Origin of the sequence: Nocardioides sp. Soil796, from assembly GCF_001429525.1 — a bacterium.
In the GTDB taxonomy this organism is placed as follows: Bacteria; Actinomycetota; Actinomycetes; order Propionibacteriales; family Nocardioidaceae; genus Nocardioides.
Genome location: NZ_LMSQ01000002.1, coordinates 19,282 through 42,313, shown reverse-complemented (window position 1 = coordinate 42,313; position 23,032 = coordinate 19,282). Strand labels below are relative to the sequence as shown.

Genomic DNA, 23,032 nt, shown 5'->3' with positions numbered 1-23,032 from the left:
GCTAGGAATGTCTACGGAGATTCCTAGACTCCTCGATAGTGTTCGATCGTGGACCCGATCCGTAACCCCTATGCTCCCGGCGCCGGCCAGCGCCCTCCCGAGCTCGCCGGACGCGACGAACAGCTCGGCGCCTTCGACGTCGTCCTCGAACGGATCGCACGGGGCAGGCCCGAGCGGTCACTGGTGCTGACGGGGCTGCGCGGTGTCGGCAAGACCGTGCTGCTCAACGCGCTGCGCTCGGCCGCCGTACGCCGCCACTGGGGCACCGGCAAGCTGGAGGCGCGACCCGACCAGGGGCTGCGCCGTCCGCTGTCGTCGGCGTTGCATCAGGCGGTGCGCGAGCTCGGGCACCCGCAGTCCGACGACGTCGACCACGTGCTCGGCGTGATCCGGGCGTTCGCGCAGCGCGACGCCGGACCCAATGCGAAGCTGCGTGAGCAGTGGAACCCCGGCATCGACGCCCCTGTGGTCAAGGGCCGCGCCGACTCCGGTGACATCGAGATCGACCTGGTCGAGCTGTTCACCGACCTCGGTGGCCTGGCCGCCGACGTCGGCAAAGGTGTCGCGGTGTTCATCGACGAGATGCAGGACCTCGGCCCCGACGACGTGTCCGCGTTGTGCGCGGCGTGCCACGAGATCAGCCAGTCCGGGCTGCCGGTGATCGTCGTCGGTGCCGGACTGCCGCACCTGCCCGCCGTGCTCTCGGCCAGCAAGTCCTACTCCGAGCGGCTCTTCCGTTACCAGCGCATCGACCGGCTGGCCCGCGAGGCCGCGGACCGCGCGCTCTCCGCGCCGGCCGAGGACGAGGACGCCTGCTACACCGAGGAGGCGCTGGCCGCGATGTACGCCGCGACGGGTGGCTATCCCTACTTCATCCAGGCCTACGGCAAGGCGGTCTGGGACCTCGCGCCCCGTTCACCGATCACCGGTGAGGACGTCGCCGTCGCTGCGCCCGAGGCCGAGACCGAGCTCGCCGTCGGCTTCTTCGGGAGCCGTTACGAGCGCGCGACGCCGGGGGAGCGCGAGTACCTCCGCGCCATGGCCGACGCCGCGGTCGCGATCGCCGAGAAGGGCGAGGAGGAGCTCGACGACATCGGCTCGGTGCCGACCGCTGACGTGGCGACCGAGCTGGGCAAGAAGCCCCAATCCCTTTCCCCAGCACGCGATTCGCTGCTGAAGAAGGGCCTGATCTACTCAGGCGAACGCGGCCGGATCGCGTTCACCGTGCCCCACTTCGGCCGCTACCTGCGCGACCACGCCTGACCTGAACCACCCGTGCAGGTGAGTCGGCAGGGGCACTTCGCCCCGGCGTGCTTCAGGCACTAGAGAGGCGCTTCTAGATCCGCACTACTATGTGCGGATGGCCAGGAGCGCGCTCTACTCGCGGGAGGAGATCCTGGATGCGGCGATAGGAGTCGTGCATCAGCGGGGTCACGCGGCCACGATCGCCGATGTGACGTCAGTCCTGAGGGCACCCTCGGGATCCATCTATCACCGCTTTCCCTCCCGCCGTTCGCTGTTCGTGTCGGCGTGGGTGCGATGCGTGAAACGCTTCCACGGCACCTTCGCCACCCTGCCTGCGACTGATGACCCGGTCGACGCCATCGTGGCCACCGGCCTCCTGATCCCCACGTTCTGTCGCGAGCACCCCGCCGAAGCTCGAACGCTGACCCTCTACCGCTACGCGACCTTGATGGCCGACCCGCCCGCCGACCTGGTGACGGAACTCGAGGGGCTCAACGACCCAGTCGCCGCGCACCTTGCGAGCCTCACGCAACGCCGTTTCGGCCGTACCGTGCCGAGAGGTCTCGAGTTGGTGGCGCTGGCCTGCCGGGACACGCCGTACGGAATGGTGCGGAGTCTGGTCGGCGGTCAGATCCCGGTGTGGATGGACGTGCCGATCGCGAGCGCCAGTCGCGCGATCGCGCTCTTGGACGATGACCTGACCTGAACGCTGGAGGTCGTGTCGGCTGGGGCACGCGACTGCGTTCTCGCGCTCAGCCCGGATCCGGGATCGGAGACTGGAGATCAGCTTCCCGGTCGACCCGAGGATCCTCCGCGGCCGCGGATGGCGCGGACGTGTGCGCGCGGAGCAGGGCGAGGCCGTAGATGGCGCTGCCCGGGACCGCCATCAGCGCGATGAGAGCAATCGCCGGTCGGATGTCGCCATCCTGTGCGAGCAGGATCAGGGTCGGCCCCTGCAGTGCGCTGACGCAGCAGCCGGTCCAGGTGATCAACCAGGCGATTCGCGGCCACCGACGGGCGGGCTGCGACAGGAACGGAACGACGAACGCCGCGACGGCCAAGACTCCCGTGACAACCAGGACGGTTCGCTGGGCCGGCAGGTCCATGCCTTGCGGTCCGCTCGTCCCCGGCCCGAACGTGCCCCAGTAGCCCATGGCGCCGGCGAAGGGCAGCAATCCGAAGGCACCACCGAGAGTGGCCGCCGACGATGGCCGGCGCGGCGGCCGCGCGATGAGACGACCCCACCGGTCCACGACGTATGCCGCCACCAGAACGGCCATTGCGACCGCGAGAAGCCCGAACCCGCTGTAGACGAGCCCGAACACCCACGGCGCCATGCCGGTGTCCTCGGCCGGTTTCACCTCGCCGAGCACTGTCAGCTGGATCGCCATCCCGAGCGGCAGACCCAGCAGGATCGGAGCCAGCAGTCCCGTGGCGCCAGCACCCAGCACGAACACGATCCCGGTCGGCACCCTCTGGGCCCATGGTCTGGTCAGGGCAATCAGGAAGAGCAGGGCCACCAGGATCAGCAGGACGGTGACGACGTTGCCCACCACGAACCGGGTGCCCTCCATCTCGGCGTCCGCCGCGGCGTCGGTGATTCCGATCGTGGAGCCGCTCAACCACATCAGCTTCAGGACCACGTACGGCACGGTTGCCAGTGCAGCGGCTGCCAGCGCCACGTGTGGCGCGGACCTGCGCAGACGGAACATGGGGACTCCCCGAGATAGAGACGGCAATCTAGATGACGCCATCTAATATGAGGGCCGGTTGTGGCGGAGTCAACCGGTTTCTGCCGCGTCGGCCCAAGGAGACATTCGCGCCAGCCTGTCCTGCACGGCGGGGTTCACGGCCACTGAATCGGGGCGGTGGCCTCAGCGGCGTTCACAGTGCTGAGCGAACTCGACCCGACACAGATCGCGGCCGGCGCGTCCGTCAGCGGTGTCACGGCCGCTACCTCCAAGGAGTACGTCGGGCATGAAGCCGCCTCGGAGCTGGTCGTTGCCGCGGCCGCCGTAGATGCGGATCGTGGCCGCGTCGCCCATGTAGCCGCAGGAATCCTCCTGGATCGGGAGGTAGATCAGTGCATCGTCACCGGTGCGGCCCGACACGGAACCGTGGCACGCATCCCAGCCGATCCGGTCGGCACCGGTGGTGCCGAGGACACGGGCCCACATGGCGTACACGTGGGTGCGCTCGAAGCCAGTGACCCGCGACGTGCGGCCGGCCTGAGTCGGACGTACGAATCGGACCGTGCCCGCGGCGAGGTCGAGGTCGACGTTGCCGTCGTTGTCACCGCGCCCCAGGCGCAGGAGGTCGTTGCCGCCCGCGCCCGCGATCCTCATGGCCGGAGAATCGGCCAGTCTCTCGGGCCAGACCTCGAGGGTGTCGTTGCCCTCACCGAGCGACGCCCGATCCAGGGCCACGAGCGAGCGAACGTGCTCGGCACGAGGGCCTCCGGTGAACGACACCGTGCTGTTGCGACTGTGGTTGAGCTCGAATCGCTCGAAGGATGTCCATGACAGGACGGTCGACCCGTTGCGCGACGCACGGCCGGCCGCATTGTCGAAGACCCACGTGCCTCGCGGTGTCAGTCGTGCGACGGTCAACAGGTCTGAGCCGGTTCCCGCCGCCTAGGACGTGGGTGCGAGGGCGCCGATGACCTCGATCTGGTCGGCGCCTGGACCCAGGTCGATGCTGTCGCCGTCGGGGACCGCCGGGGTGCCGCCGGTGAGGACGTAGTCGGGCCCGCCGCTCGTGTCGATCGAGTCAGTGCCTTCGGCGGGACTCGTCTCGCTCCAGGGATCGGCAGCTTCCACCCAGTCTCGGTCGGAGCCGCCGATGTAGGTGTCGTCACCCGCGCCGAGATAGGCACTGCTGCCAACGCCGTGAGTCGCTGTCGTGTCGATGGTGTCGCGACCGTCACCGGCGGAGATCGTGACCCTGTCCTCGACACTGTGGCCGGCGATGTTGGTGACGCAGATCAGGTCGTCACCGCCACGGGCGTAGACGTCGCTGGCGCCATTGGTGACGATCACGTCTCGGGTGTTGGTGCCGCCGATCGGTCTGCCGGGCTTGCCGACAATGGTGGCCGCGACGCCCCGGCACGACTCGGGCTCACCGACAGCCGGGCTGCCCACAGGCATCCCGGCCAGCACCACGCCCACGGCCAGGGCACCTGCGGCCAGGAGTCGACTGCGGGACCTGCTCATTCCGAACCCGCTCTCTGTAGTCGGCTCAGGCTAGGAGCGGGTCGCCAGTAGCGTTGCGGAACGCGGAAAATGGTCCGAGGAGCCCACCTCCAGTGAGGGTGGACGGCGGCCGTGGCCTCGGTCACTCCGGCATACTCGAGCGTAATGACTGACGACGAGAAGCCACGACTTGAGATCGACTGGATCAAGGCCTTCGGTGGTGCCTTGGCCGCGGTCTCGACCGCCGTGATGCTCTCGACCCTGGGCGCCGCCGGCACGCTGATCGGCGCGGCACTGGGCAGTCTCGCCTTGACCGTCTCCAGCGCCTTCTACTCCCAGGGGCTGGCGCGCAGCAGGCACCGCATCGCGGTTGCGCAGAAGGCGGCCCAGTCTGCCGTGGAGTCCGCGCAGTCCCAGGTGCGCCGGGCCGGTCGTACGTCGGACGAGCGCGAGGTCGAGGGCCGACTGGGGCGGGCCGAGGAAGACCTTGACGAGGCGCGGGCCGAGCTGGCGCACGCCACCGACGAACCTGACGCCCCGACGCTGGGCCAACGGCTCGCGCTGTTGCCGTGGAAGAAGATCGCCCTCGTCGCGGCCGGGTTCTTCCTCGCCGCCATGCTCGTGATCACCGCCTTCGAGCTGATCGCCGGGCGCACGGTCTCGTCGATCACCGGCGGCACCGACTCCAAGGACGGGACCACGATCTCGCGGGTGACCGGCAGCGACTCGTCGAACGACTCGCCCAAGGACCAGCAGGACGACGACCAGACCACGCCGAGCAGCGACCCCACGACGAGTGAGTCGCCCTCGGCGGACCCGAGCACCGACCCCTCTGCGACGGCGTCGACCACGCCGACCGAGTCATCGTCGAGCGAGCCCAGCACCGACCCGTCGCCGACGACGAGCGCCGAACCGACCGAGGAGCCGACCAGCTCGCCGACCGCCGAGGCCGCTCCCGCCGAATGAATGACGGCCCGCCATCCCTGGCAGATGAGGCCTGAAGGCTGAGACCTGACGGATGAGGCCTCACAAATGAGAGATCGGGCGACAATGTGGGGTTGTCGCCCGATCTCAGGGGCTCGGACCAGCCGCAGCAGGGTGGGGAGGCCGGTCCGAAGTCTTCAGTCGGCCGGAGTGGCCGGCCGCTCCGGGTTCGTCGGGACCTCGGCGGTGGCCGGCGTCTCGGGGTGGGTCGGCGCCGGGGGCGTGACGGGACGCTTCGGCGTGGCCGGGACTTCCGGCGTGGCGGGGGTGTCCGGCTTCTCGGGGTGAGTCGGCGTGACCGGGTGCTCGGGCTTCGCGGGATGGGTCGGCGTGGCCGGGTGTTCCGGCTTCGCCGGGTGCTCAGGCCTCGCCGTGGGCTCACCCAACAGGCCGACGCAGTACGTCGACACCGAGGCCTCGTCGCCGGCGGCGGTCACCAGCGCGGTGAACGCGGGGTTGGTCAGGTTCTTAGCGTGGCCACTGGACTCACCCGCCTGGAAGGCCTTGCACAGGCCCGCGAGCGAGGGACCCGTGGTGGGTTCGGCACTGGGCGCGTCGCTCGGGTCGGCGGGACCCGTGGTCGGGTCGGCGGCCGGGTCGTCACCGTTGGCGTTGAGGCCCGGCGCGTCCTGCGAACTGCCCAGGTTGGGGTGATCGCCGGCGGCCGGGTTGGGCAGGTGACCGGTGGTGGCAGCGAGGGCCACACCACCGACCCCGGAGACGGCGATGACGCCGACGGCGAGCGCCTTGGCGGTCAGCAGGCGTGAGGTGGCGCGCTTCATGGACGTGGCCCTTCCGGTCGAAGATGCGGACACGAGACCGGCAACGCGGAACTCGGCCAGGGCTCCGGCTTCACCGGGCACCTCGCCAGAAGTCGGGCCGGGAGCGGCGGCTGCCTCCAGCAGCGCATCCAGCTCGGGCGAGCCGGTGCCACCGCGGAGGTCGAGTGCCTTGTCGGCAGACCTGCGGCTGAGGCGGAACCCGTGTCGCGTGCTCATCTCACTCCATCAGCGTCGGGAGGTCCGAAAGTGTTACTGGCCCCTGCGTCGAGGCGTTCGCGCAACGTCTTGAGGCCGCGATGGGCCGCCGTACGCACGGCACCGGGGCTGCGCCCGAGCACCTGTCCGGCAGTCTTCGCGTCGAGTCCCATCACGGCGCGCAGCATCACCGCCTCGGCCTGCTCGCGCGGGAGCGCCGAGATCAGCCGGACTGCCTCGTGGGTCGACATGGAGGTCAGGGCCCCCTGCCCGGCGTCGTCACCCGGAGCCGGTTCGGGCAGCTCCTCGTGGGGCGTGGGCGTCGCGGGACGGCGGCCCCTGGCTCGCAGGTGGTCGAGGGCGCGGTTGCGGGCGATCGTCGTGATCCATCCCCGGAACCCGTCGACCCGGCCGTGGAACCTGCGGAGGTCGCGCACCGCCTGGCCCCAGCTGTCCGACGCGACGTCCTCGGCGTCGTCCGGACCCACCAGCACGCTGAGGTAGCGCAGCAGTGCGGGCTGGATGCTGCGATAGACGAACCGGAAGCCGGACTCGTCACCGTCGAGCATCCGGCCCAGGGCCTGCTCGAGTTCGTCCTCACCGCCCGGCATAGCCGGAGGTTCTACCAGACCCGCCCGAAATCGGCGGGTGCGGAGCCGCCGGATCAGGCGTTGGTACGGCGCGCAAGGCCGGTCACCAGCAGGTACGCCGACCCGGCGACGAGCCCCCAGAACGCGGCGCCGACACCGGCCACCGTCATGCCGGACGCGGCCACCACGAGGGTCAGTGCCGCGGCCTCACGGTGGTCCTCGTCGCGCAGCGCCGAGGCCGCGGCGCCGGCGAGGGTGCCCAGGAGGGCGAGGCCGGCGATGGTCTCGATCAAGCCGGCCGGGGCCGCGGAGGCCGCGGCGGTGACGATCGACGACAGAGGCCCGAAGGCCAGATAGGTGACGCCGCAGGACACTCCGGCGATCCACCGACGGTCAGGGTCCGGGTGCGCCTCCGGGCCGGCAGCCAGTGCAGCGGAGATCGCGGCCAGGTTGACCGCGTGTCCGCCACCGACCGCGCCGACCGCGGACGCCGTGCCGGTGTAGAGCAGCGGGCCGCGCATGCCGGGGCGGTAGCCGAACGACGCGAGCACGGCGATGCCGGGGATGTTCTGCGACGTCATCGTGACGATGAACAGCGGCACCGCGATCGCGATCAGGGCCCCGCCGTCCCAGGCCGGCGCCACCAGCGTCACCACCGGCGTCGCGTCACCGGCTCCGAGCTCGCCGAAGACGCCGTGCGCGGCCATCACGACGACCGCCGCGACGAGAGCTCCGGGCACGGCCCAACGCCGGGCGAAGGCGGTCAGCAGCAACCACACCAGCATCACCGGCAGGATCGCGGCGGGGTCGTCGACCAGCGAGAGGAACGGCGCCGCGCACAGCGTGAGGAGCACGCCGGCCAACATGGCGCTGGCGAGTGAGGTGGGAATGCGTTCGACCAGCTCGCCCAACGGCCGCACCAACCCGCACAGGGCGAGCAGCACACCGCACAGGATGAACGCGCCGACCGCGGCCGGGAAGCCACCGTGCGGCACGGCGGCCGTGGCCAGCAGCGCGGCACCCGGAGTCGACCAGGCCATCGTGATGGGCATCCTGCGACGCCACGAGAAGGCGACCGTGCCCACGCCCATCGTCAGGCACAGGGCCAGCAGGCCGGAGGCGGCCTCGTCCGACGAGGCGCCGACGGCGCGCAGACCGGTCAGCACGACCGCGAACGAGCTGGTGAACCCGACGACCCCGCACACGACACCGGCCAGCACGGCGTGCGTCGTACCGGCGCGTGAGGTCACGGACGGCAGCGTATCTGGCACGATTCGCTGCATGCAGGTCGTTGCCCATCGGGGCGCCAGCCACGAGATCGCCGAGCACACACTGGGCGCCTACCTCGCCGCGATCGAGACCGGCGCCGACGGCCTGGAGTGCGACGTACGACTGACCGCCGACGGCCACCTGGTCTGCGTGCACGACCGCGACCTGCGGCGTACGGCGAGCAACCGCGGCGTGGTCTCGACGATGGACCTCGACGAGCTGAACGCCTTCGACTTCTCGTCGTGGAAGAACCCGTGGTCAGACCTCGACGACGAGTCGCCCGACATGGATCCCGAGCTCGGCAAGGTGCTCACGCTGCGCAAGCTGCTCGAGACCGTGGCCGACGCCGGACGGCGCATCGAGGTGGCCATCGAGACCAAGCACCCGACGCGGTACGGCGGCCTGGTCGAGCGTCGTCTCGTGGAGCTGCTCCGCGAGTTCGGCTGGACCACGGCCGACTCGCCGATCCGCGTCATGAGCTTCTCGTTCACCGCCCTGCAACGCGTCGAGCGGATGGCCCCGGACCTGCCGGTCGTGATGCTCGTGGAGAAGGCGCACCACTGGCCGATGCTGCGGCGCCTGGTCGGCAAGGACTGGATCATCGGGCCGGGGATCCGTGAGCTGACCGACCACCCCGGGCTCGGTCGTCGGCTGCAGGACTCAGGGCGCCGGGTCCATGTCTGGACGGTCAACACCGACGAGCAGCTGGCGTTGTGTCGCAGGCTCGGTGTGGAGGCGATCATCACCGACCGGCCGGCGTACATGCTGGAGCGCGTGCGCGGGTAGCCTGCCCGCCATGGGAAAGAGCTCACGCAAGAAGACCCGCGACACCGCAGCACCGGCCGAGGGCGGCGTCGGTCCCCGCCAGCCGTGCCCGTGCGGATCCGGCCGCCGCTACAAGGCCTGCCACGGTGCCGCCGACGGTCCGCCGCAGGCCTTCGTGGCCCGGCCGTTCGAGGGGTTGGCCTCCGAGAGCGACCTGATCGCGCTGCGTGAGCTGGTGCCGGCCGCGAGCGCCCCGTTGCGGCTCAAGGACAGCGACCGCGCCGTCCGGCTGTGCACGCTGCTGCCCGGTGCTGCGCCGGCCATGGTGCGCGAGGACGGCGCGGTCTGGCTCGGCCTCCAGGTGCAGCACAACTTCGGTGACCCGGCCCGCGACCTCGGCGCCGTGCTGGAGAAGGCCCTGACCGCCGAGGCCGGCGTGGTCGGGCTGACCGACGCTCCCTGCGAGGGCCCGCGCCTGCAGGACCTGATCGAGGACGCGCCCCTCGACATCACCGTGCACGACGGCTTCGCGTTCTGGATCGACGACGTCGAGGAGCAGACGCCGGCGATGCTGGCCGCGCTCGAGCAGGCCAACGGTGCGGTCAACCCGACCGCGCGACTGGCCGGCGTCGATGCGGCGTACTGGACCAACGTGGGTCCCAAGGAGCACCTGCGCTGGGTGATGCCCGAGCCCGAGGACGAGCTCCTCTCCGCGCTGGCGAAGCTCCACGTGCAGGGCAAGGACGCGCTCGTCGAGGGTGGTCGCCTCGTCGGCATGTTCCGCGCGCACGGCCTCCTGGTGCCGGTCTGGGACCTCCCGGTGGGCACGGGTGCGGACGTGCTCGAGGCGCCAGCCGCAGCATTTGCGACCGATCTCGCGGAGGTCCTGGCGGCAGGTGCGGAACTCACCTCCGAGGAGCGTTCGGCCCGGTCCGGCCTGGCCAACCGGCAGGTGACGATCCGCTGAGGGGTCCCCGGACATTTCGTACATCGACTTTTGGACGTGTAGTTGTGTTCGGGCCACTCATGACGTAGGTTTTTCCTCGCCCGGTCGTTGTTGTATCCCCCGTCAACAGCGGCCGGGCTTTCACATTTCCTCAGGTCCGACCCCCGTGGGTCGGGCCTTTTGTGGTTTCCGGACGGGTTTGGAAGAGCCGACAACGGTGCACAAGTGTCGCCGTACGATCACAACCCTTCACCCTGCGGTGCTGACGACCCGGGCCGACCGATGAGGACTCCGATGAGCTCGGGAACCACACCCCCGCCGCCTCCGCCGCCGTACTGGCAGCAGCCCGGCCCTCCGATGCCGCCTCCCCGGCGCAGGTCGCGGGCCTGGGTCTGGGTTCTCGCACTCGTCGTCCTCGTCGTCGGTGGAGGTGCCGTCGGCGGCTTCCTCCTTCTGAACGACGACGGAGACGAGAAGGACGGGGGCGCAGGGGGCGGTGCGGGCAACGCCGCGGCCGGGCCGTATGCCAACGCCTGCGCGGTGCTGCAACCGGCGACCGTGGAGGAACTCATCGGCACGCTCCCCGCAGGGCCTCACGAGGTCAGCGAGGAGTACGCCGAGTCGCTGCCTCCCGGTGACCCACTGTCGCGCACCCGTTCGTCGTGCAGCGTGGGCTCGGTCGAGGAGAGGCGAGAGAACCTCTCCCGTGTAGTCCTGGACATCAACATCTCGGCCGACAAGGAGCTCCTCGGAGACCCCACCGAGCTGCTCGACGGCGGCGAGCCCCTCCCCGGCGTCGACGGCGGCTACATCCAGTCGGACGAACGAGTCACCAGAGTGGCCTGGATCCACGGCGCGGCCGCTCTGACCCTCACGCTCAGTCACGACCGGGCGTTTGCGACAGACGGAGTCCCTGAGGTCGTCGGCGTGCTGAACGAGCGGGTCGACGAACGCCCGACCGACGCGGCCGAGATCCCGCCGGCGAAGAAGTTCGGCAGCGACGTCGTGGTCGACGCGTGCTCGGTCTTCACCCACGACGAGTTCGAGGAGGGCGCGGGATATCGAGCTGCCCCGGACCTCGTCTCACGCACCTACACGACGCCGTCGGGGAGCACGTACCCGACCGACTTCGTGAACACGACCTGCCGCCGGACCACCGCCATGAAGCCCTTCGGCGAGGAGCAGGGCGCAGACGGGCTTCCCTACATGGACGGCTCGCTGTCGCCCTTGGCGAGCATCGAGACGCACCCGACGCCGGGCGCGGCGCTCGCGGCGGCACAGAGTCGGGTCGACGTCTCGGACTACCGCGAGAAGGTTCGCGACCTGGGTGACCGGGCCTGGCTGGTCGGGAGCAGCAGCCTCTCCCTGATCGTGCTCAAGGGCAACGTCAAGGTCGAACTCACTGCGGGGCTCAGCAACGGCAACGCCGACTGGACGCCGGCCGACATGCGCAAGCGACTGGTGCCGATGGCGGAGAAGATCGTCGCCCGGATGTAGTCGTCTCAGCCGACCTTGAGCGGCTCGCGCGTGATCGGACACGACATGCAGCGCGGGCCGCCGCGACCGGAGCCGACCTCGGAGCCCTCGATCGCGATGACCTCGATGCCCGACTCCTCGAGCCGCGCGTTGGTCTCGTCGTTGCGGACGTAGGCCACGGCCACCCGTGGCGCGATGGCCAGGGTGTTGTTGCCGTCGTCCCACTGCTCACGCTCGGCGGTGACCGGGTCGAGGCCGGTGTCGATCTGGTGGAGCGTGTCAATCTCCATGGCCTTGGCGGCCGCGACGAGGAACGGCGCCGCCTCGGAGACGTGCAGCTGCAGGTCGGCGAAGTTGTCGGTCTCCGCGTGGTTCGCGGTCACGGTGAAGGCCTGCAGGGAGTCGGCGACGTTGGGGTACATCACGATCTTGTCGACGTCGACCATGGTGCACACGGTGTCGAGGTGCATGGTGGCGCGTTCCTGCGCGATGGGTACGGCGAGCACCGTGTGTGCGAGACCGGCGTGGAACACCTGGCGGGAGAGTCGCTCGACGCCGGCGGGCGTCGTACGCTCCCCGACGCCGACGGCGATCACGCCGGGAGCCAGCAGAAGGACGTCGCCGCCCTCGACGTGCTCGTGGTGCCAGCCGTGGATCTTGCGGGTGCCTCCGGGGGCGTCGCGGAACCGCGGGTGCTCGTTGTAGATCAGCTCGGTCAGCTGGGTCTCGCGGGCCCGGGCCGGCATCGCGAGAGAGGTGATCGCGACCCGGTCCTTGATCCACACGCTCGAGTCGCGGGTGAAGAGCAGGTTGGGCAGCGGGTCGATCAGGAACTCGTCGCTCGGCAGCAGCGAGGTGACCAGGCCGTGGCCCCCGCGCACCTCGTCGTTGCGGATGCCTGCGGTGAGCAGCTCGGTCAGCTCCGCGGGGGAGCTCTCGCGCAGGGCCGTGGCCAGGTAGGTGCGCAACGTGTCGCCGAGGTGCAGCCCCGAGAGTGCCGTGGTGATGGCGTGGTTGCGAGCGTCCTCGCTGGCGAGCGTCTCGGTCAGCAGCTCGGTCAGGTAGAGCACCTCGACACCGCGGTTGCGCAGTGCCTCCGCGAAGGCGTCGTGCTCCTCCTGGGCGCGGCTGATCCACGGGATCCCGTCGAAGAGCAGCCGGTCGTTGTTGCGCGGGGTGAGCCGCTTCAACTCCGGTCCGGGCCGGTGGAGCATGACTGTCTTGAGGGTTCCGACCTCGCTGTCGGCGCCGTGCGTGAACATGCCACGCACTCTAGTCCCGGCAGGGTCAGCTGAGCAGTTCGTAGATCGTCAAACCGGCCAGCAGCAGGCAGACCGTGCCGCCGAGCAGGTGCAGCGCCTTGAGCGAGATGTACTTCATCAGCACCCGGCCGAGGATCACGGCGAGTCCGCTGACCGCGAGCAACGCACCCCAGGCGCCGACGAAGACGCTCACCGGGTCGTCGTACTTCGCGACCAGCGAGAGGGTCAGCAGCTGCGACAGGTCGCCCCACTCGGCGGCGAAGAGCACCAGGAAGCTGGCCCCGACGGCGGCCAGGCCCTGCTTGGGGGCGGTGCCCGCCTTCTCGGCGAACTCCTGCTCGGTCTCGGCCTCCTCGGCGTCGGCCTTCGCGGCCTCGCGGTAGAGCAGGGCGGCCCCGATCAGGAACATCACCGTCGCGCCGATGTGCACGGCGTCGGCCGGCAGCAGACCGGCTGCTTTGCCGAGGAGCACGGCGATCAGGGTCTGCACGAAGAACGCCAGGCCGACACCGATCCACACCAGCAGGGGCCGGAACTTGGTGCTCAGCACCAGGGTGGCGATGAACGTCTTGTCGGGCAGTTCGACGACGAAGATGGCGCCGAAGGCGAGTGCGGCCACGACCAGATCCATGCGGTGAACCTATCCTGTGGCCATGCCCGGAGTTCCCCCAGCCCGCTACGCCTACCTCGGCCCCGAGGGGACCTTCACCGAGCAGGCGGCGCGCTCGTTGCCGGCCGCCGATCGCGCCGAGCTGATCCCGTGCACGACGGTCACGGTGGCGCTCGACGCCGTACGGGACGGCGAGGCGGCGGGTGCCGTCGTACCCATCGAGAACTCCGTCGAGGGCTCGGTGCCGGTCACCCTCGACGAGCTGGCCACCGGTGAGCCGCTGATGATCACCCGCGAGATCACGGTGCCGATCGAGTTCTCGTTGCTGGCCCGGCGGGGCACCTCGGCAGAGGCCATCCGTCGCGTCGCCACGCATCCGCACGCTGCGGCGCAGACCCGGCGCTGGGTGGCAACCCACCTGCCACACGCAGAGGTGGTGCACACGTCGTCGACCGCCGCGGCCGCTGCCGGGCTGGTCGGGGGCGGAGTCGAGTGGGACGCGGCGATCACCGCGCCACTGGCGGCGAGCCACTACCCGTTGGCGGTGCTGGCCAACCGGATCGGCGACACCGCCGACGCCGAGACCCGTTTCGTGCTGGTCACCAGGCCCGGGGCTCCGGCGCCGCCGACCGGTGCGGACAAGTCGTCGCTGGTCGCCTTCATCCGCGACGACCACCCCGGCGTGCTGCTGGAGATGCTCGAGGAGTTCTCACTGCGCGGGGTCAACCTGTCGCGGATCGAGTCCCGACCGACCGGCCAGGGCCTGGGCCGCTACTGCTTCTCGATCGACTGTGAGGGACACATCGGTGAGGCCCGGGTCGGTGAGGCGCTGATGGGCCTGCACCGCATGTGCGACGACGTGCGCTTCCTCGGGTCCTACGCCCGCGTGGACGGCGTACGACCGGAGATCGCAGCGGGCACCGGCGACGCGGACTTCCGGGAAGCCGAGCGCTGGCTCGCGCGCCTGCGCGATGGTCACTGACTCTCCTCACTAGGCTGCGAGGCATGCAGATTGTCCTTGCCTGTCTTGCGATTGTTCTTGCCGCAGTCGCCCTCGTCGTGTCCCTGACGACCCGCCGCCGCGTGATCGGCAACGGGGAAGGTGAGGCCGCCCTGCCGGAGGACGTGCACGGTCTGCGTCGGGAGGTCGCGGCGCTTCGTCGGGAGGCTACCGACGCGCTCAAGCACCTCGCCGTCGTGCGCTACGACGCGTTCGGCGACATGGGCGGTCACCTCAGCTGGTCGATGGCGCTGCTCGACGACGGCGGTCACGGCGTCGTGGTCACCTCGATCCACGGGCGCAGCGAGGCCCGCACCTACGCGAAGAGCATCGCGTCGTGGAAGTGCGAGCAGCAGCTCTCCCCGGAGGAAGAGGAAGCGATCGGGCACGCCCGCCCGTAGCCCGAAACCCGCCGCCGCCGTCCCCCCGCCCCCCGGAGTAACGCGGGGTTACGGTCGCTCCACACGCGTTCTGACGCGGGCAAACCGTCTACGACACCGCACAAGTGCCGTCGTGCGGCGTGAGAGGTGAGCGGGATCAGCCGACCGGGCGCAGGTGGAAGACCCGGATCGTGCGATCGGTGCGCTGCTCGTACTTCGCATAGTTGGGCCAGGTGCGGTTCATCACTGCCCACAGCTCCTCACGCTCGGCGCCGACGGCCTCGTGGGGCACGACGGCGTACGACCGCCCCTCGAAGTTGACCGACGCGTCGGAGGCGGCAGCGATGTTGCCCACCCAGGCCGGCGGCCTCGGTGCGCCCCAGTTGGACCCGGCGATCAGCCAGCCCCCGTCGTGGGGCACGCACAGCAACGGTGTACGACGCGGCACGCCGCTCCTGGCGCCCGCCACCGTCAGCATCAGTCCGGTGAGACCACCCAGCTTGACCAGTCCGATCCGACCCCGGGTGACTCGCTGGAGGAACCGGTCGACCGCGACGATCTGCTTGTTGATACGGGGCAGCCACGGCTGGCTGCCCAGGAGGATCGTGAGTGGCCGGACCAGCCGCGCGTAGACGTCGTACATGGCGGGCAGCCTAGTGCCGCGGCACTTGTGCGGTGGTGTTGACGGTTCGCCCGCGTCAGAACGCGTGTGGAGCGACCGTAACCCCGCGTTACACCGGGGGGACGGGGGAGGGGTCGGGGAGCGGAGGCGGGTCAGCGGGGGACGCGGACCAGCAGGCGGCCGTGGATGCACTCCATGACCAGCTCGCGGCCGGACCCGATCGAGTCGCCGTCGAGCTGACGCGGGGTGTCGGCGGCGGCGCGGACCACGACCTTGCGGCCGGTGAAGCGCTCGATCGTCTCGTCGGTCTTCGACCGCTTGGTCAGCACCCGGATCGCCAGCGGGATCCACGACAGGAACTTCTTGGGGTGCAGCAGCACCACGTCGAGCACACCGTCGTCGATCAAGGCGTCGGGCAGCAGCGGCATGCCGGCCTGCAGGAAGCCGACGTTGCCGACCAGCACGGTGCGGGCCCGGTGCACGGTGGCCGGCCCGTCGTCGACCGACATCTCCACCTTCACCGCGGGGAACATCAGCGACTTCAACGCCGACAGCACGTAGGCCAGCCAGCCCACCCGCTTCTTGATGTCCTCGTTGACGCCCTCCATGATCGCGGCGTCGAAGCCCATGCCGGCCATCACCATGAAGTGCGAGTCCTCGATGCCGTCGCCGGAGACCTCGACCATGTCGATCGCGCGGTCCTGCCCGTTGAGGGCGACGTCGATCGCGGAGCGGATGTAGAGCGGGATGTCGAGGTTGCGGGCCAGCAGGTTGCCGGTGCCGGCCGGGATGATGCCGACCGGGATGCCGGTGCCGGCCAGCTCGGCGCACACCTCGCGCACCGTGCCGTCGCCGCCGCACACGATCACCAGGTCGGCGCCGGAGACGGAGGCCGCGTGGGCCATGCCGGTGCCCGGGTCCTCGACGGTGGTGTAGTGCCACGAGGGCTCGGACCAGCCGGCCTCGCGTGCCATGGACGACACGATCGCGCGGAACTGCCCGACGTCCTCGACCTTGATCGGGTTCAGGACGACGTGCAGGTCACGGCTCGACGCGGGCACCGAGGCGACCAGGGGCGCCGTGGTCAGTGCCGTGCTCTTCGGGAGCGGGGAGTAGAAGGCCAGCCCGAGCAGCACGAAGCCGGCACCCAGCAGCAGTCCGGCGGCCAGGTCGCTCGGGAAGTGGCGTCCGAGCAGCAGCCGGTCGGCGCAGATCAGCAGGAAGGCCAGCACCAGGGCCCACACGGTCAGGTGCCGTAGTCCGCGCCGGCGTACGAGCATCACCGAGATGACGATCAGCGCCCCACCGATCGCCGCGGCGTACGACGCGTGCCCGGACGGGAACGAGCCGTTGGTCAGCTGCTCCTCAGGGACCCACCACTTCGGCCGGTCGCGGTCGACGACCCACTTGAGCGTGTGCACCGAGGCCATCGTCAACGCGACCACCCCCACGACGTACAGCCCGGCCCGGTGGTGGCCCTTCACCCACAGGAGCACGCCGACCAGCAGCGTGGCGACGGCGCTGGCGATGGTGCCGGTGGCCAGCTCCAGGACGTGCAGTACGTCGGGCAGGGCGCCGCGGTCACGGGTCCACTCGGCGGCCGAGCGGGTGACGTCGTGGTCGAGCTCGTGCAGGGGCCCCCAGGCGTTGGTGACCAGCACCGTGATGAGCACGAACAAGCCGAAGCAGAGCGCGGACCAACTCAGGATGATGGCGCGTGGGCGGTCGATCACAGGCAGGCCGTTTCGTGGGGTTACTGGGCGGTCAGCCCCAAAGTATGCCGTCACCCCGGGGCCAACCGGGTATTCGGCGCGACCGGCGGACCACCCTCCCGATAGCCTTGCCCGCATGATCGATCCCCGCATCCTCCGAGACGAACCCGACCGCGTGCGTGCTGCCCAGGCCAAGCGCGGACTCTCTGACGACGTCGTGGATCGTGCGCTCTCCGCCGACGAGGCCCGACGCAGCTCGATCGCCGCGTTCGAGGCGAAGCGCGCAGAGCAGAAGCAGCTGGGCAAGCTCATCCCGAAGGCGCAGGGTGACGAGAAGGCCGAGCTGCTGGCGAAGACCAAGATCCTGGCTGCCGACGTCAAGGCGGCCGAGGCGGCGCAGACCGCGGCCGAGGCCGAGTGGCAGGAGGCGTTGCTCAGCATCCCGAACCTGGCCGCCGACGAGGCGCCGGCCGGTGGCGAGGACGACTTCGTCGTGCTCGAGACCGTCGGCACCCCGCGTGACTTCGCCGCCGAGGGCTTCGAGCCCCGCGACCACGTCGAGCTCGGCAAGCTGCTCGGCGCGATCGACCTCGAGCGCGGCGCCAAGGTCTCGGGGAGCCGGTTCTACTTCCTCACCGGCATCGGCGCCGAGCTGGAGTTCGCGCTGATCAACCTGGCCATGGAGCAGGCCCGCGAGATGGGCTTCACCCAGGTGATCGCACCGGCGCTGGTCAAGCCGCGGGCCATGGAGGGCACCGGCTTCCTGGGACAGGCCGCCGATGACGTCTACCGCATCGAGGGCGAGGACATGTACCTCGTCGGCACCTCGGAGGTCGCCATGGCGGCGTACCACTCCGACGAGATTCTCGACGGCGAGACTTTGCCGCGTCGCTATGCCGCGTTCAGCCCCTGCTTCCGCAAGGAGGCAGGCTCGCACGGCAAGGACACGAAGGGCATCATCCGGGTGCACTGGTTCGACAAGGTGGAGATGTTCGTCTACACGACGCCCGAGGAGGCCGAGGCCGAGCACCTGCGCCTGCTCGATTGGGAGAAGCAGTTCCTCGACAAGCTCGAGCTCGCCTACCAGGTGATCGACACCGCCGCCGGCGACCTCGGCCTCAGCGCGAAGCGCAAGTTCGACTGCGAGGCGTGGATCCCCACCCAGGGCAAGTACCGCGAGCTCACCTCGACCTCCAACTGCACCGAGTTCCAGGCCCGCCGCCTCAACATCCGCGGCCGCTTCGACGATGGGACCGGGCCGGTGGCGACGCTCAACGGCACGCTCACCGCGATCCCACGGGCGATCGTGGCGATCCTCGAGACGCACCAGCAGGCCGACGGCTCGGTGCGGGTGCCCAAGGCGCTGCAGCCGTTCCTGCAGGGGCGCGAAGTGCTGGAGCCGGTGGTCTAGTGCTCAGCCCCGACCGCGGCTGGGCGCCGAAGCTGATCGCCCTCGACATCGACGGCACGCTGCTGCGCTGGGTCGAGGGTTCCGGCACCGTGCACGGTGAGGTGACCCCCACCGTGGTGGAGGCCGTACGACGGGCAGCCGCAGCGGGTGCGCACATCGTGCTCGCCAGCGGCCGCTCGCTCCACGGCATGACACCGATCGCCGACCAGCTCGGGCTGCCCCTCGACGGCGGCGACCGCACCTGGATCGTGGCCTCCAACGGTGCGGTCGTGCTGCGCTACCCGCCCGTCGAGGTCGTGCACGAGGAGACCTTCGACGCCTCGGGCGCCGTGGCCGCCGTGCTCGAGCACCACCCGACCGCCCTGGTCGGCGTCGAGGAGCGCGGCAGGGGCTACCGGGTCAACCGGCTGTTCCCCGACGGGGAGCTCTCGGGCGAGATGACGATCACCGACGTGGCCGACCTCGTCGGTGAGCCGGTCAGCCGCGTGATCATCCGCGACCCCGATGCCACGGTCGACGACTTCCAGGAGCTCGCCAAGAAGCTCGGCCTGCACGGCACCGACTACGTGATCGGCTGGACCGCCTGGATGGACCTCGCCCCCCAGGGCATCTCCAAGGCGTCCGGCCTGGCCCACGTGGCCGCCGAGCTGGGCATCGACGCCGGCGACACCCTCGCCATCGGTGACGGCCGCAACGATCTCGAGATGTTCGCCTGGGCGGGGCGCTCCGTCGCCATGGGCCAGGCCGTGCCCGAGGTGCAGGCCGCAGCCGACCACGTGACGCTGCCGGTCGACCGGGACGGCGCCGCGGCCGAGCTCGACCTCTACTTCGGATGACGCCGCGACTGGTCGCCACTGATCTCGACGGAACGCTGCTCGACCCCGACGGCAAGGTCAGCGACCGCACCCGTGAGGTGCTGCTGGCCGTCGAGGCCCTCGGTGTGCCGGTCGTCTTCGTCACCGGCCGCCCGATCCGCTGGATGGACGAGCTCTGGACCGACGTCGGCGGCCACGGACTGGCGATCTGCTCCAACGGCGGCATCGTCTACGACGTCGCGACACACACGGTGCGCAACGCGTTGACCGTGCCGCGCGACACCGCGCTGGCCGTGGCGAACACCCTGCGCAAGGCGGTGCCGGGCACGTTCTTCGCGCTCGAGAAGACCGGCGGCTTCGCCCGCGAGGAGGGCTTCATGGGTCGGCACCGGGAGCCGCTCGGCATCCCGACCGGCCCGCTCGAGTCGATCTTCGACGACACCGTGGTCAAGCTGCTGGCGATCCACCACGAGATCGGCCCCGAGACCTACTGGCGCCGGGCCGAGGAGCTGGTCGGCACCCAGCTCGAGGTGACCTGGTCGTCGTCGTTCTCCTTGCTGGAGATGTCGGCGCGCGGCGTCACCAAGGCGACCACGCTGGCCCGCCTGTGCGACGAGCTCTCCATCGACGCCGCCGACGTCGTGGCGTTCGGCGACATGCCCAACGACGTACCCATGCTCGAGTGGGCCGGCACGTCGTACGCGATGGAGAACGCACACCCCGCCGTACGCCGGGTGGCCGACCACGTCGCACCCGGCAACTCCGACGACGGTGTCGCCACGACACTCGCCCGCCTCTTCGCGCTCTGAGGAACCCCTTCGTGTTGCCCACCCGTCTAACCTGAGACGCTGAGACCTGACAACGATCCTGGAGGTGACCATGCGGCGCTTGATGGTGCTCGTGCTGCTCGCACTCGGCTGGGTGGCGCTCAGCCCGGCGACGGCGTACGCCTGCGACACGCCCGCGCCCCAGCGACCGCAGCAGCTCAAGCAGGCCACCGCGGTCTTCACCGGCACGGTCTCGCAGGTCACCGCGAGCCCGGCCGACGCCGGCGTGACCACGCTGTACGTCGTCAAGGTCGACCGGGTCTACAAGGGTGCCCGGGTGACCAGTGAGGTGACCGTCAGCTCGCCGACCAAGCGCGACAAGTGCGGGCTCGTCGGCGTCAGGAAGGGCAGCCGCTACCTCTTCGTCGCCAGGTCCGTGACCGGGGCCGACTTCCAGGCCCGCAGCTGGCAGGGCACGCAGGCCATCTCGCCCGAGGTGCGCGCCGACGTCGAGGGCGTGCTCGGCAAGGGCACGCTCCCCGCCGACCAGCAGACCACCCCGGAGGAGACCGAGGTGACGACCCAGCGTGTCGACGACTCCGCGCCCCCCGGCGCCACCAAGGCGGTAGCTCCCGGGCTGCTGCTCGCCCTGATCGGCGGGGTGGTCCTCGTGCTGGCCCGCTTCCTCGGTCGCTCCCGACGCGCGTGACCATGCCTGGGCGGGTGTCCCGACTCCCTGGGCTGCACAGCGCCCTGCTCGGCCGGCTCCTGGCCGTGCTGGCGCTGGCGGCCGCCTCGCTCGTGTTCCTCGGCGGGCCCGCGCAGGCCTGTTCGTGCGCGATGGTCCCGACGTCTCGGCTCGTGGAAGGAGCCGACCAGGTCTTCACTGGCTCGGTCACCTCGGTCGACGCCCCGGCCGGCACCCAGCACCGCGTGTTCACGGTCGCGGTCGACCGGGCCTACAAGGGTGAGGTCTCGCCGGTGATGCGCGTGGCCACGAACGCGCAGCCCTCCGCGTGCGGGCTCGACGTGCCCGAGGGCACTCCCTACCTGTTCCTGACCACGTCGCAGGGCGTGTACGCCGGCCGCGGCGACGACGCCTCCGGCGACGACGTCGTGTTCACCGGATCGTGCAGCGGCTCTGAGCCCGCCGCCAAGCCCACGCTGGCGCGGATCGAGAAGGCGATCGGTCCGGGACAGGTGGCGGCGTCACCGTCTCCCGATCACGCCGTGCGTGCCGACGCCGACGATCCGGACGAGGGCCTGCCGGCCTGGCCGTTCATCGGCGGGGTCGTGCTGATCGCTCTGGTCGCCGGCACGATCACTGCCCGGCGTACCTCCTAGAGGTACATGCCGGACGCCGGGCCCTCGCCCTGCTGCTCCGGCGCGCCCTCACCGGGCGCGCCCTGCTCCTGGCCGGCGGCGGCCTGGTTGAGCATGCCGGGCGGGAGCGCGCGGCGCATCTGCTCCAGCTGGGCGCGCGAGGCGACCTGCTGGGCGTAGATCGCGGTCTGGATGCCGTGGAAGAGACCTTCGAGCCACCCGACCAGTTGGGCCTGCGCGATGCGCAGCTCGCTCTCACTGGGCGTGCCCTCGGCGAACGGCAGTGAGAGCCGCTCCAGCTCATCGATCAGCTCGGGTGCCAGACCGGCCTCGAGCTCCTTGATCGACGACTGGTGGATCTCCTTGAGGCGGTTGCGGCTGGCCTCGTCGAGGGGCGCCGACTTCACCTCCTCGAGGAGCTGGCGGATCATGCTGCCGATGCGCATCACCTTGGCCGGCTGCTCCACCAGCTCGGTGATGTGCTTCTCGTCGTCCTCGCCACCCTCGCCGTCCTCACGCTGCGCGGCGTTCACCGCGGACGGAGTCAGCGCGTCTGCGGGGATCGAGCCGATCGGCTGGCCGTCCGGGCCGATGACGACGACGTGGTCCTCGGGCTGGTTCTCGCTCATGGGCTCACCCTATCCGGCACCCAATGCGTCACGGAGTGACTCCACCCGCCGTCACGGAGTGACCAGGATCTTCCCGACGTGGCCGCTGTCCTCCATGAGCTGGTGCGCTTCGGCGATGCGGTCGAGGGGCAGGGTGGTGTGCACGACGGGCCGCACCTGGCCGTCCTCGATCAACGGCCAGATGTGCTCGACCACCGATCCGCAGATGGCGGACTTCTCCTCGGTCGGCCGGGCGCGCAACGACGTGGCGATCACGGCGCCCCGCTTGCTGAGCAGGCGGGCGATGTCGAGCTCGCCCTTCGCGCCGCCCTGCATGCCGATGATCACCAGGCGTCCCTCGGTGGCCAGTGCCTTGACGTTGTCGGTGAGGTACTTCGCACCCATGTTGTCGAGGATGACGTCGGCGCCGCCGGCCTCCTTCATCACGTCGAGGAAGCTCTCCTCGCGGTAGTTGATGGTGACGTCGGCGCCCAGCTCGGCGCAGATCGTCAGCTTCTCCGCCGACCCGGCCGTGGTGAACACCTTCGACGACATCGCCGAGGCCAGCTGGATCGCGAACGTGCCGATGCCACCGGCACCGCCGTGCACCAGGAACTTCTCGCCCGGCTGCAGGCCGGCCACCATGAACACGTTGGACCACACCGTGCAGGCGACCTCGGGAATGGCCGCGGCCTCCACGAGCGTGACGCCCTCGGGCACCGGCATGACCTGGCCGGCCGGCACCGCGACCAGCTCGGCGTACCCGCCGCCGGCCAGCAGGGCGCACACCTTGTCGCCGACCTGCCACTCGGTGACCGCCTCACCGACAGCAGCGATCGTGCCGCTGCACTCGAGGCCCAGCACGTCGGAGGCGCCGGGCGGCGGAGGGTAGAAACCCTGTCGCTGCAGGGTGTCCGCACGGTTGACGGCGGTCGCGGCCACCCGTACGACGACTTCCCCGGGAGCCGGCTCGGGGTCGGGCAGGTCGACGACGGTCAGGGCTTCGGGGCCACCGGGCTCGGCGACGATCACGGCACGCATGTGTCCCAGCGTAGGACCCCGACCCAGTCGGTGAGCCG

At 70.4% G+C, this 23,032-nt stretch carries 25 protein-coding genes; 13 read left to right on the top strand and 12 right to left on the bottom strand.

Annotated elements, in window-relative coordinates:
* Window positions 1-48: 48 nt before the first annotated feature.
* Entirely contained in the window at window positions 49-1,263 is a 1,215-nt protein-coding gene (locus ASH02_RS00830) for an ATP-binding protein (protein ID WP_056890463.1), read from the top strand.
* A gap of 97 nt (window positions 1,264-1,360) precedes the next feature.
* Window positions 1,361-1,951: a TetR/AcrR family transcriptional regulator gene (locus tag ASH02_RS00825; protein WP_056890462.1), complete on the top strand. Its 591-nt coding sequence runs from the start codon at window positions 1,361-1,363 to the stop codon at window positions 1,949-1,951.
* Window positions 1,952-1,997: 46 nt separating this feature from the next.
* Here the strand turns inward: ASH02_RS00825 and ASH02_RS00820 are convergent, their stop codons facing one another.
* The 3 genes from ASH02_RS00820 to ASH02_RS00810 all read right to left on the bottom strand — a co-directional run bounded on the left by ASH02_RS00820 (window position 1,998) and on the right by ASH02_RS00810 (window position 4,457).
* Window positions 1,998-2,927 (bottom strand): hypothetical protein, encoded by a 930-nt coding sequence (locus ASH02_RS00820; RefSeq protein ID WP_156388564.1) that lies wholly within the window; start codon window positions 2,925-2,927, stop codon window positions 1,998-2,000.
* A 192-nt stretch (window positions 2,928-3,119) separates the two neighbouring features.
* Window positions 3,120-3,671 (bottom strand): calcium-binding protein, encoded by a 552-nt coding sequence (locus ASH02_RS00815; protein WP_156409677.1) that lies wholly within the window; start codon window positions 3,669-3,671, stop codon window positions 3,120-3,122.
* A 207-nt stretch (window positions 3,672-3,878) separates the two neighbouring features.
* Window positions 3,879-4,457, bottom strand: coding sequence for a hypothetical protein (locus ASH02_RS00810; protein ID WP_056890459.1), 579 nt, complete (start codon window positions 4,455-4,457; stop codon window positions 3,879-3,881).
* A gap of 144 nt (window positions 4,458-4,601) precedes the next feature.
* On the opposite strand from ASH02_RS00810, the gene ASH02_RS00805 reads away from it, so the two are divergent.
* Window positions 4,602-5,402 (top strand): hypothetical protein, encoded by an 801-nt coding sequence (locus ASH02_RS00805; RefSeq protein WP_056890458.1) that lies wholly within the window; start codon window positions 4,602-4,604, stop codon window positions 5,400-5,402.
* Window positions 5,403-5,557: 155 nt separating this feature from the next.
* Here ASH02_RS00805 and ASH02_RS00800 read toward each other — a convergent pair whose 3' ends face one another.
* Genes ASH02_RS00800 through ASH02_RS00790 form a run of 3 tightly spaced genes read right to left on the bottom strand, consistent with a single transcriptional unit; the run spans window position 5,558 to window position 8,237 of the window.
* Window positions 5,558-6,418, bottom strand: a complete 861-nt coding sequence (locus ASH02_RS00800) for a hypothetical protein (protein ID WP_057294106.1) — start codon at window positions 6,416-6,418, stop codon at window positions 5,558-5,560.
* Window positions 6,415-7,008, bottom strand: coding sequence for an RNA polymerase sigma factor (locus tag ASH02_RS00795; RefSeq protein WP_056890456.1), 594 nt, complete (start codon window positions 7,006-7,008; stop codon window positions 6,415-6,417). Before ASH02_RS00795 ends, ASH02_RS00800 begins: the two co-directional genes overlap by 4 nt.
* A gap of 53 nt (window positions 7,009-7,061) precedes the next feature.
* On the bottom strand, window positions 7,062-8,237 hold the full coding sequence (locus ASH02_RS00790) for a benzoate/H(+) symporter BenE family transporter (protein WP_235529985.1): 1,176 nt from the start codon (window positions 8,235-8,237) through the stop codon (window positions 7,062-7,064).
* Between the two features lie 31 nt (window positions 8,238-8,268).
* Here ASH02_RS00790 and ASH02_RS00785 point away from each other — a divergent pair, with 31 nt between their 5' ends.
* The 3 genes from ASH02_RS00785 to ASH02_RS00775 all read left to right on the top strand — a co-directional run bounded on the left by ASH02_RS00785 (window position 8,269) and on the right by ASH02_RS00775 (window position 11,464).
* On the top strand, window positions 8,269-9,042 hold the full coding sequence (locus ASH02_RS00785; RefSeq protein ID WP_056890454.1) for a glycerophosphodiester phosphodiesterase family protein: 774 nt from the start codon (window positions 8,269-8,271) through the stop codon (window positions 9,040-9,042).
* Window positions 9,043-9,052: 10 nt separating this feature from the next.
* Window positions 9,053-9,988: a DUF5926 family protein gene (locus tag ASH02_RS00780; protein WP_056890453.1), complete on the top strand. Its 936-nt coding sequence runs from the start codon at window positions 9,053-9,055 to the stop codon at window positions 9,986-9,988.
* 273 nt (window positions 9,989-10,261) lie between these two features.
* The gene (locus ASH02_RS00775) at window positions 10,262-11,464 is read left to right on the top strand and encodes a hypothetical protein (protein WP_057294105.1); all 1,203 of its coding nucleotides are present in this window, start codon (window positions 10,262-10,264) and stop codon (window positions 11,462-11,464) included.
* 5 nt (window positions 11,465-11,469) lie between these two features.
* Here the strand turns inward: ASH02_RS00775 and ASH02_RS00770 are convergent, their stop codons facing one another.
* Both ASH02_RS00770 and ASH02_RS00765 read right to left on the bottom strand, forming a co-directional pair.
* Window positions 11,470-12,705 carry an arginine deiminase gene (locus tag ASH02_RS00770; RefSeq protein ID WP_056684501.1) on the bottom strand — a complete coding sequence of 412 codons (1,236 nt, stop codon included), beginning with the start codon at window positions 12,703-12,705 and terminating at the stop codon, window positions 11,470-11,472.
* A 25-nt stretch (window positions 12,706-12,730) separates the two neighbouring features.
* Window positions 12,731-13,336: a TMEM165/GDT1 family protein gene (locus tag ASH02_RS00765; RefSeq protein ID WP_056684505.1), complete on the bottom strand. Its 606-nt coding sequence runs from the start codon at window positions 13,334-13,336 to the stop codon at window positions 12,731-12,733.
* A gap of 22 nt (window positions 13,337-13,358) precedes the next feature.
* On the opposite strand from ASH02_RS00765, the gene pheA reads away from it, so the two are divergent.
* Entirely contained in the window at window positions 13,359-14,297 is a 939-nt protein-coding gene (gene pheA / locus ASH02_RS00760; protein WP_056890451.1) for a prephenate dehydratase, read from the top strand.
* Window positions 14,298-14,320: 23 nt separating this feature from the next.
* Window positions 14,321-14,716: a DUF4446 family protein gene (locus ASH02_RS00755; RefSeq protein ID WP_056684512.1), complete on the top strand. Its 396-nt coding sequence runs from the start codon at window positions 14,321-14,323 to the stop codon at window positions 14,714-14,716.
* 136 nt (window positions 14,717-14,852) lie between these two features.
* Here ASH02_RS00755 and ASH02_RS00750 read toward each other — a convergent pair whose 3' ends face one another.
* Together ASH02_RS00750 and ASH02_RS00745 are read right to left on the bottom strand one after the other, a co-directional pair.
* On the bottom strand, window positions 14,853-15,338 hold the full coding sequence (locus tag ASH02_RS00750) for a nitroreductase family deazaflavin-dependent oxidoreductase (protein ID WP_056684515.1): 486 nt from the start codon (window positions 15,336-15,338) through the stop codon (window positions 14,853-14,855).
* A 131-nt stretch (window positions 15,339-15,469) separates the two neighbouring features.
* The gene (locus ASH02_RS00745; protein ID WP_056684519.1) at window positions 15,470-17,050 is read right to left on the bottom strand and encodes a diacylglycerol kinase family protein; all 1,581 of its coding nucleotides are present in this window, start codon (window positions 17,048-17,050) and stop codon (window positions 15,470-15,472) included.
* Window positions 17,051-17,165: 115 nt separating this feature from the next.
* Between ASH02_RS00745 and serS the strand changes: the two genes are divergently transcribed.
* The 5 genes from serS to ASH02_RS00720 all read left to right on the top strand — a co-directional run bounded on the left by serS (window position 17,166) and on the right by ASH02_RS00720 (window position 21,366).
* Window positions 17,166-18,440, top strand: a complete 1,275-nt coding sequence (gene serS / locus ASH02_RS00740) for a serine--tRNA ligase (protein WP_056684522.1) — start codon at window positions 17,166-17,168, stop codon at window positions 18,438-18,440.
* A complete protein-coding gene (locus ASH02_RS00735) occupies window positions 18,440-19,276 on the top strand; it encodes an HAD family hydrolase (protein WP_057294104.1) in 837 nt (278 codons plus the stop codon). Before serS ends, ASH02_RS00735 begins: the two co-directional genes overlap by 1 nt.
* The gene (locus ASH02_RS00730) at window positions 19,273-20,064 is read left to right on the top strand and encodes a Cof-type HAD-IIB family hydrolase (RefSeq protein WP_056684529.1); all 792 of its coding nucleotides are present in this window, start codon (window positions 19,273-19,275) and stop codon (window positions 20,062-20,064) included. The genes ASH02_RS00735 and ASH02_RS00730 overlap by 4 nt, the downstream gene beginning before the upstream one ends.
* 70 nt (window positions 20,065-20,134) lie before the next feature.
* Window positions 20,135-20,731 carry a hypothetical protein gene (locus ASH02_RS00725; RefSeq protein WP_056684532.1) on the top strand — a complete coding sequence of 199 codons (597 nt, stop codon included), beginning with the start codon at window positions 20,135-20,137 and terminating at the stop codon, window positions 20,729-20,731.
* A 14-nt stretch (window positions 20,732-20,745) separates the two neighbouring features.
* Window positions 20,746-21,366 carry a hypothetical protein gene (locus ASH02_RS00720; protein WP_056684534.1) on the top strand — a complete coding sequence of 207 codons (621 nt, stop codon included), beginning with the start codon at window positions 20,746-20,748 and terminating at the stop codon, window positions 21,364-21,366.
* On the opposite strand, the gene ASH02_RS00715 is transcribed toward ASH02_RS00720, so the two are convergent.
* Both ASH02_RS00715 and ASH02_RS00710 read right to left on the bottom strand, forming a co-directional pair.
* On the bottom strand, window positions 21,363-21,974 hold the full coding sequence (locus ASH02_RS00715) for a bacterial proteasome activator family protein (protein ID WP_056684536.1): 612 nt from the start codon (window positions 21,972-21,974) through the stop codon (window positions 21,363-21,365). The genes ASH02_RS00720 and ASH02_RS00715 overlap by 4 nt on opposite strands.
* Before the next feature lie 51 nt (window positions 21,975-22,025).
* Window positions 22,026-22,994, bottom strand: coding sequence for an NAD(P)H-quinone oxidoreductase (locus ASH02_RS00710; protein WP_056684539.1), 969 nt, complete (start codon window positions 22,992-22,994; stop codon window positions 22,026-22,028).
* Window positions 22,995-23,032 lie beyond the last annotated feature (38 nt).

Coding starts and splice junctions, on each gene's coding strand:
- ASH02_RS00825 (WP_056890462.1), top strand. CDS start 1,361: ATGGCCAGGAGCGCGCTCTACTCGCGGGAGGAGATCCTGGATGCGGCG.
- ASH02_RS00810 (WP_056890459.1), bottom strand. CDS start 4,457: ATGAGCAGGTCCCGCAGTCGACTCCTGGCCGCAGGTGCCCTGGCCGTG.
- ASH02_RS00805 (WP_056890458.1), top strand. CDS start 4,602: ATGACTGACGACGAGAAGCCACGACTTGAGATCGACTGGATCAAGGCC.
- ASH02_RS00800 (WP_057294106.1), bottom strand. CDS start 6,418: ATGAGCACGCGACACGGGTTCCGCCTCAGCCGCAGGTCTGCCGACAAG.
- ASH02_RS00795 (WP_056890456.1), bottom strand. CDS start 7,008: ATGCCGGGCGGTGAGGACGAACTCGAGCAGGCCCTGGGCCGGATGCTC.
- ASH02_RS00785 (WP_056890454.1), top strand. CDS start 8,269: ATGCAGGTCGTTGCCCATCGGGGCGCCAGCCACGAGATCGCCGAGCAC.
- ASH02_RS00780 (WP_056890453.1), top strand. CDS start 9,053: ATGGGAAAGAGCTCACGCAAGAAGACCCGCGACACCGCAGCACCGGCC.
- ASH02_RS00775 (WP_057294105.1), top strand. CDS start 10,262: ATGAGCTCGGGAACCACACCCCCGCCGCCTCCGCCGCCGTACTGGCAG.
- ASH02_RS00770 (WP_056684501.1), bottom strand. CDS start 12,705: ATGTTCACGCACGGCGCCGACAGCGAGGTCGGAACCCTCAAGACAGTC.
- ASH02_RS00765 (WP_056684505.1), bottom strand. CDS start 13,336: ATGGATCTGGTCGTGGCCGCACTCGCCTTCGGCGCCATCTTCGTCGTC.
- pheA (WP_056890451.1), top strand. CDS start 13,359: ATGCCCGGAGTTCCCCCAGCCCGCTACGCCTACCTCGGCCCCGAGGGG.
- ASH02_RS00755 (WP_056684512.1), top strand. CDS start 14,321: ATGCAGATTGTCCTTGCCTGTCTTGCGATTGTTCTTGCCGCAGTCGCC.
- ASH02_RS00750 (WP_056684515.1), bottom strand. CDS start 15,338: ATGTACGACGTCTACGCGCGGCTGGTCCGGCCACTCACGATCCTCCTG.
- serS (WP_056684522.1), top strand. CDS start 17,166: ATGATCGATCCCCGCATCCTCCGAGACGAACCCGACCGCGTGCGTGCT.
- ASH02_RS00730 (WP_056684529.1), top strand. CDS start 19,273: ATGACGCCGCGACTGGTCGCCACTGATCTCGACGGAACGCTGCTCGAC.
- ASH02_RS00725 (WP_056684532.1), top strand. CDS start 20,135: ATGCGGCGCTTGATGGTGCTCGTGCTGCTCGCACTCGGCTGGGTGGCG.
- ASH02_RS00715 (WP_056684536.1), bottom strand. CDS start 21,974: ATGAGCGAGAACCAGCCCGAGGACCACGTCGTCGTCATCGGCCCGGAC.
- ASH02_RS00710 (WP_056684539.1), bottom strand. CDS start 22,994: ATGCGTGCCGTGATCGTCGCCGAGCCCGGTGGCCCCGAAGCCCTGACC.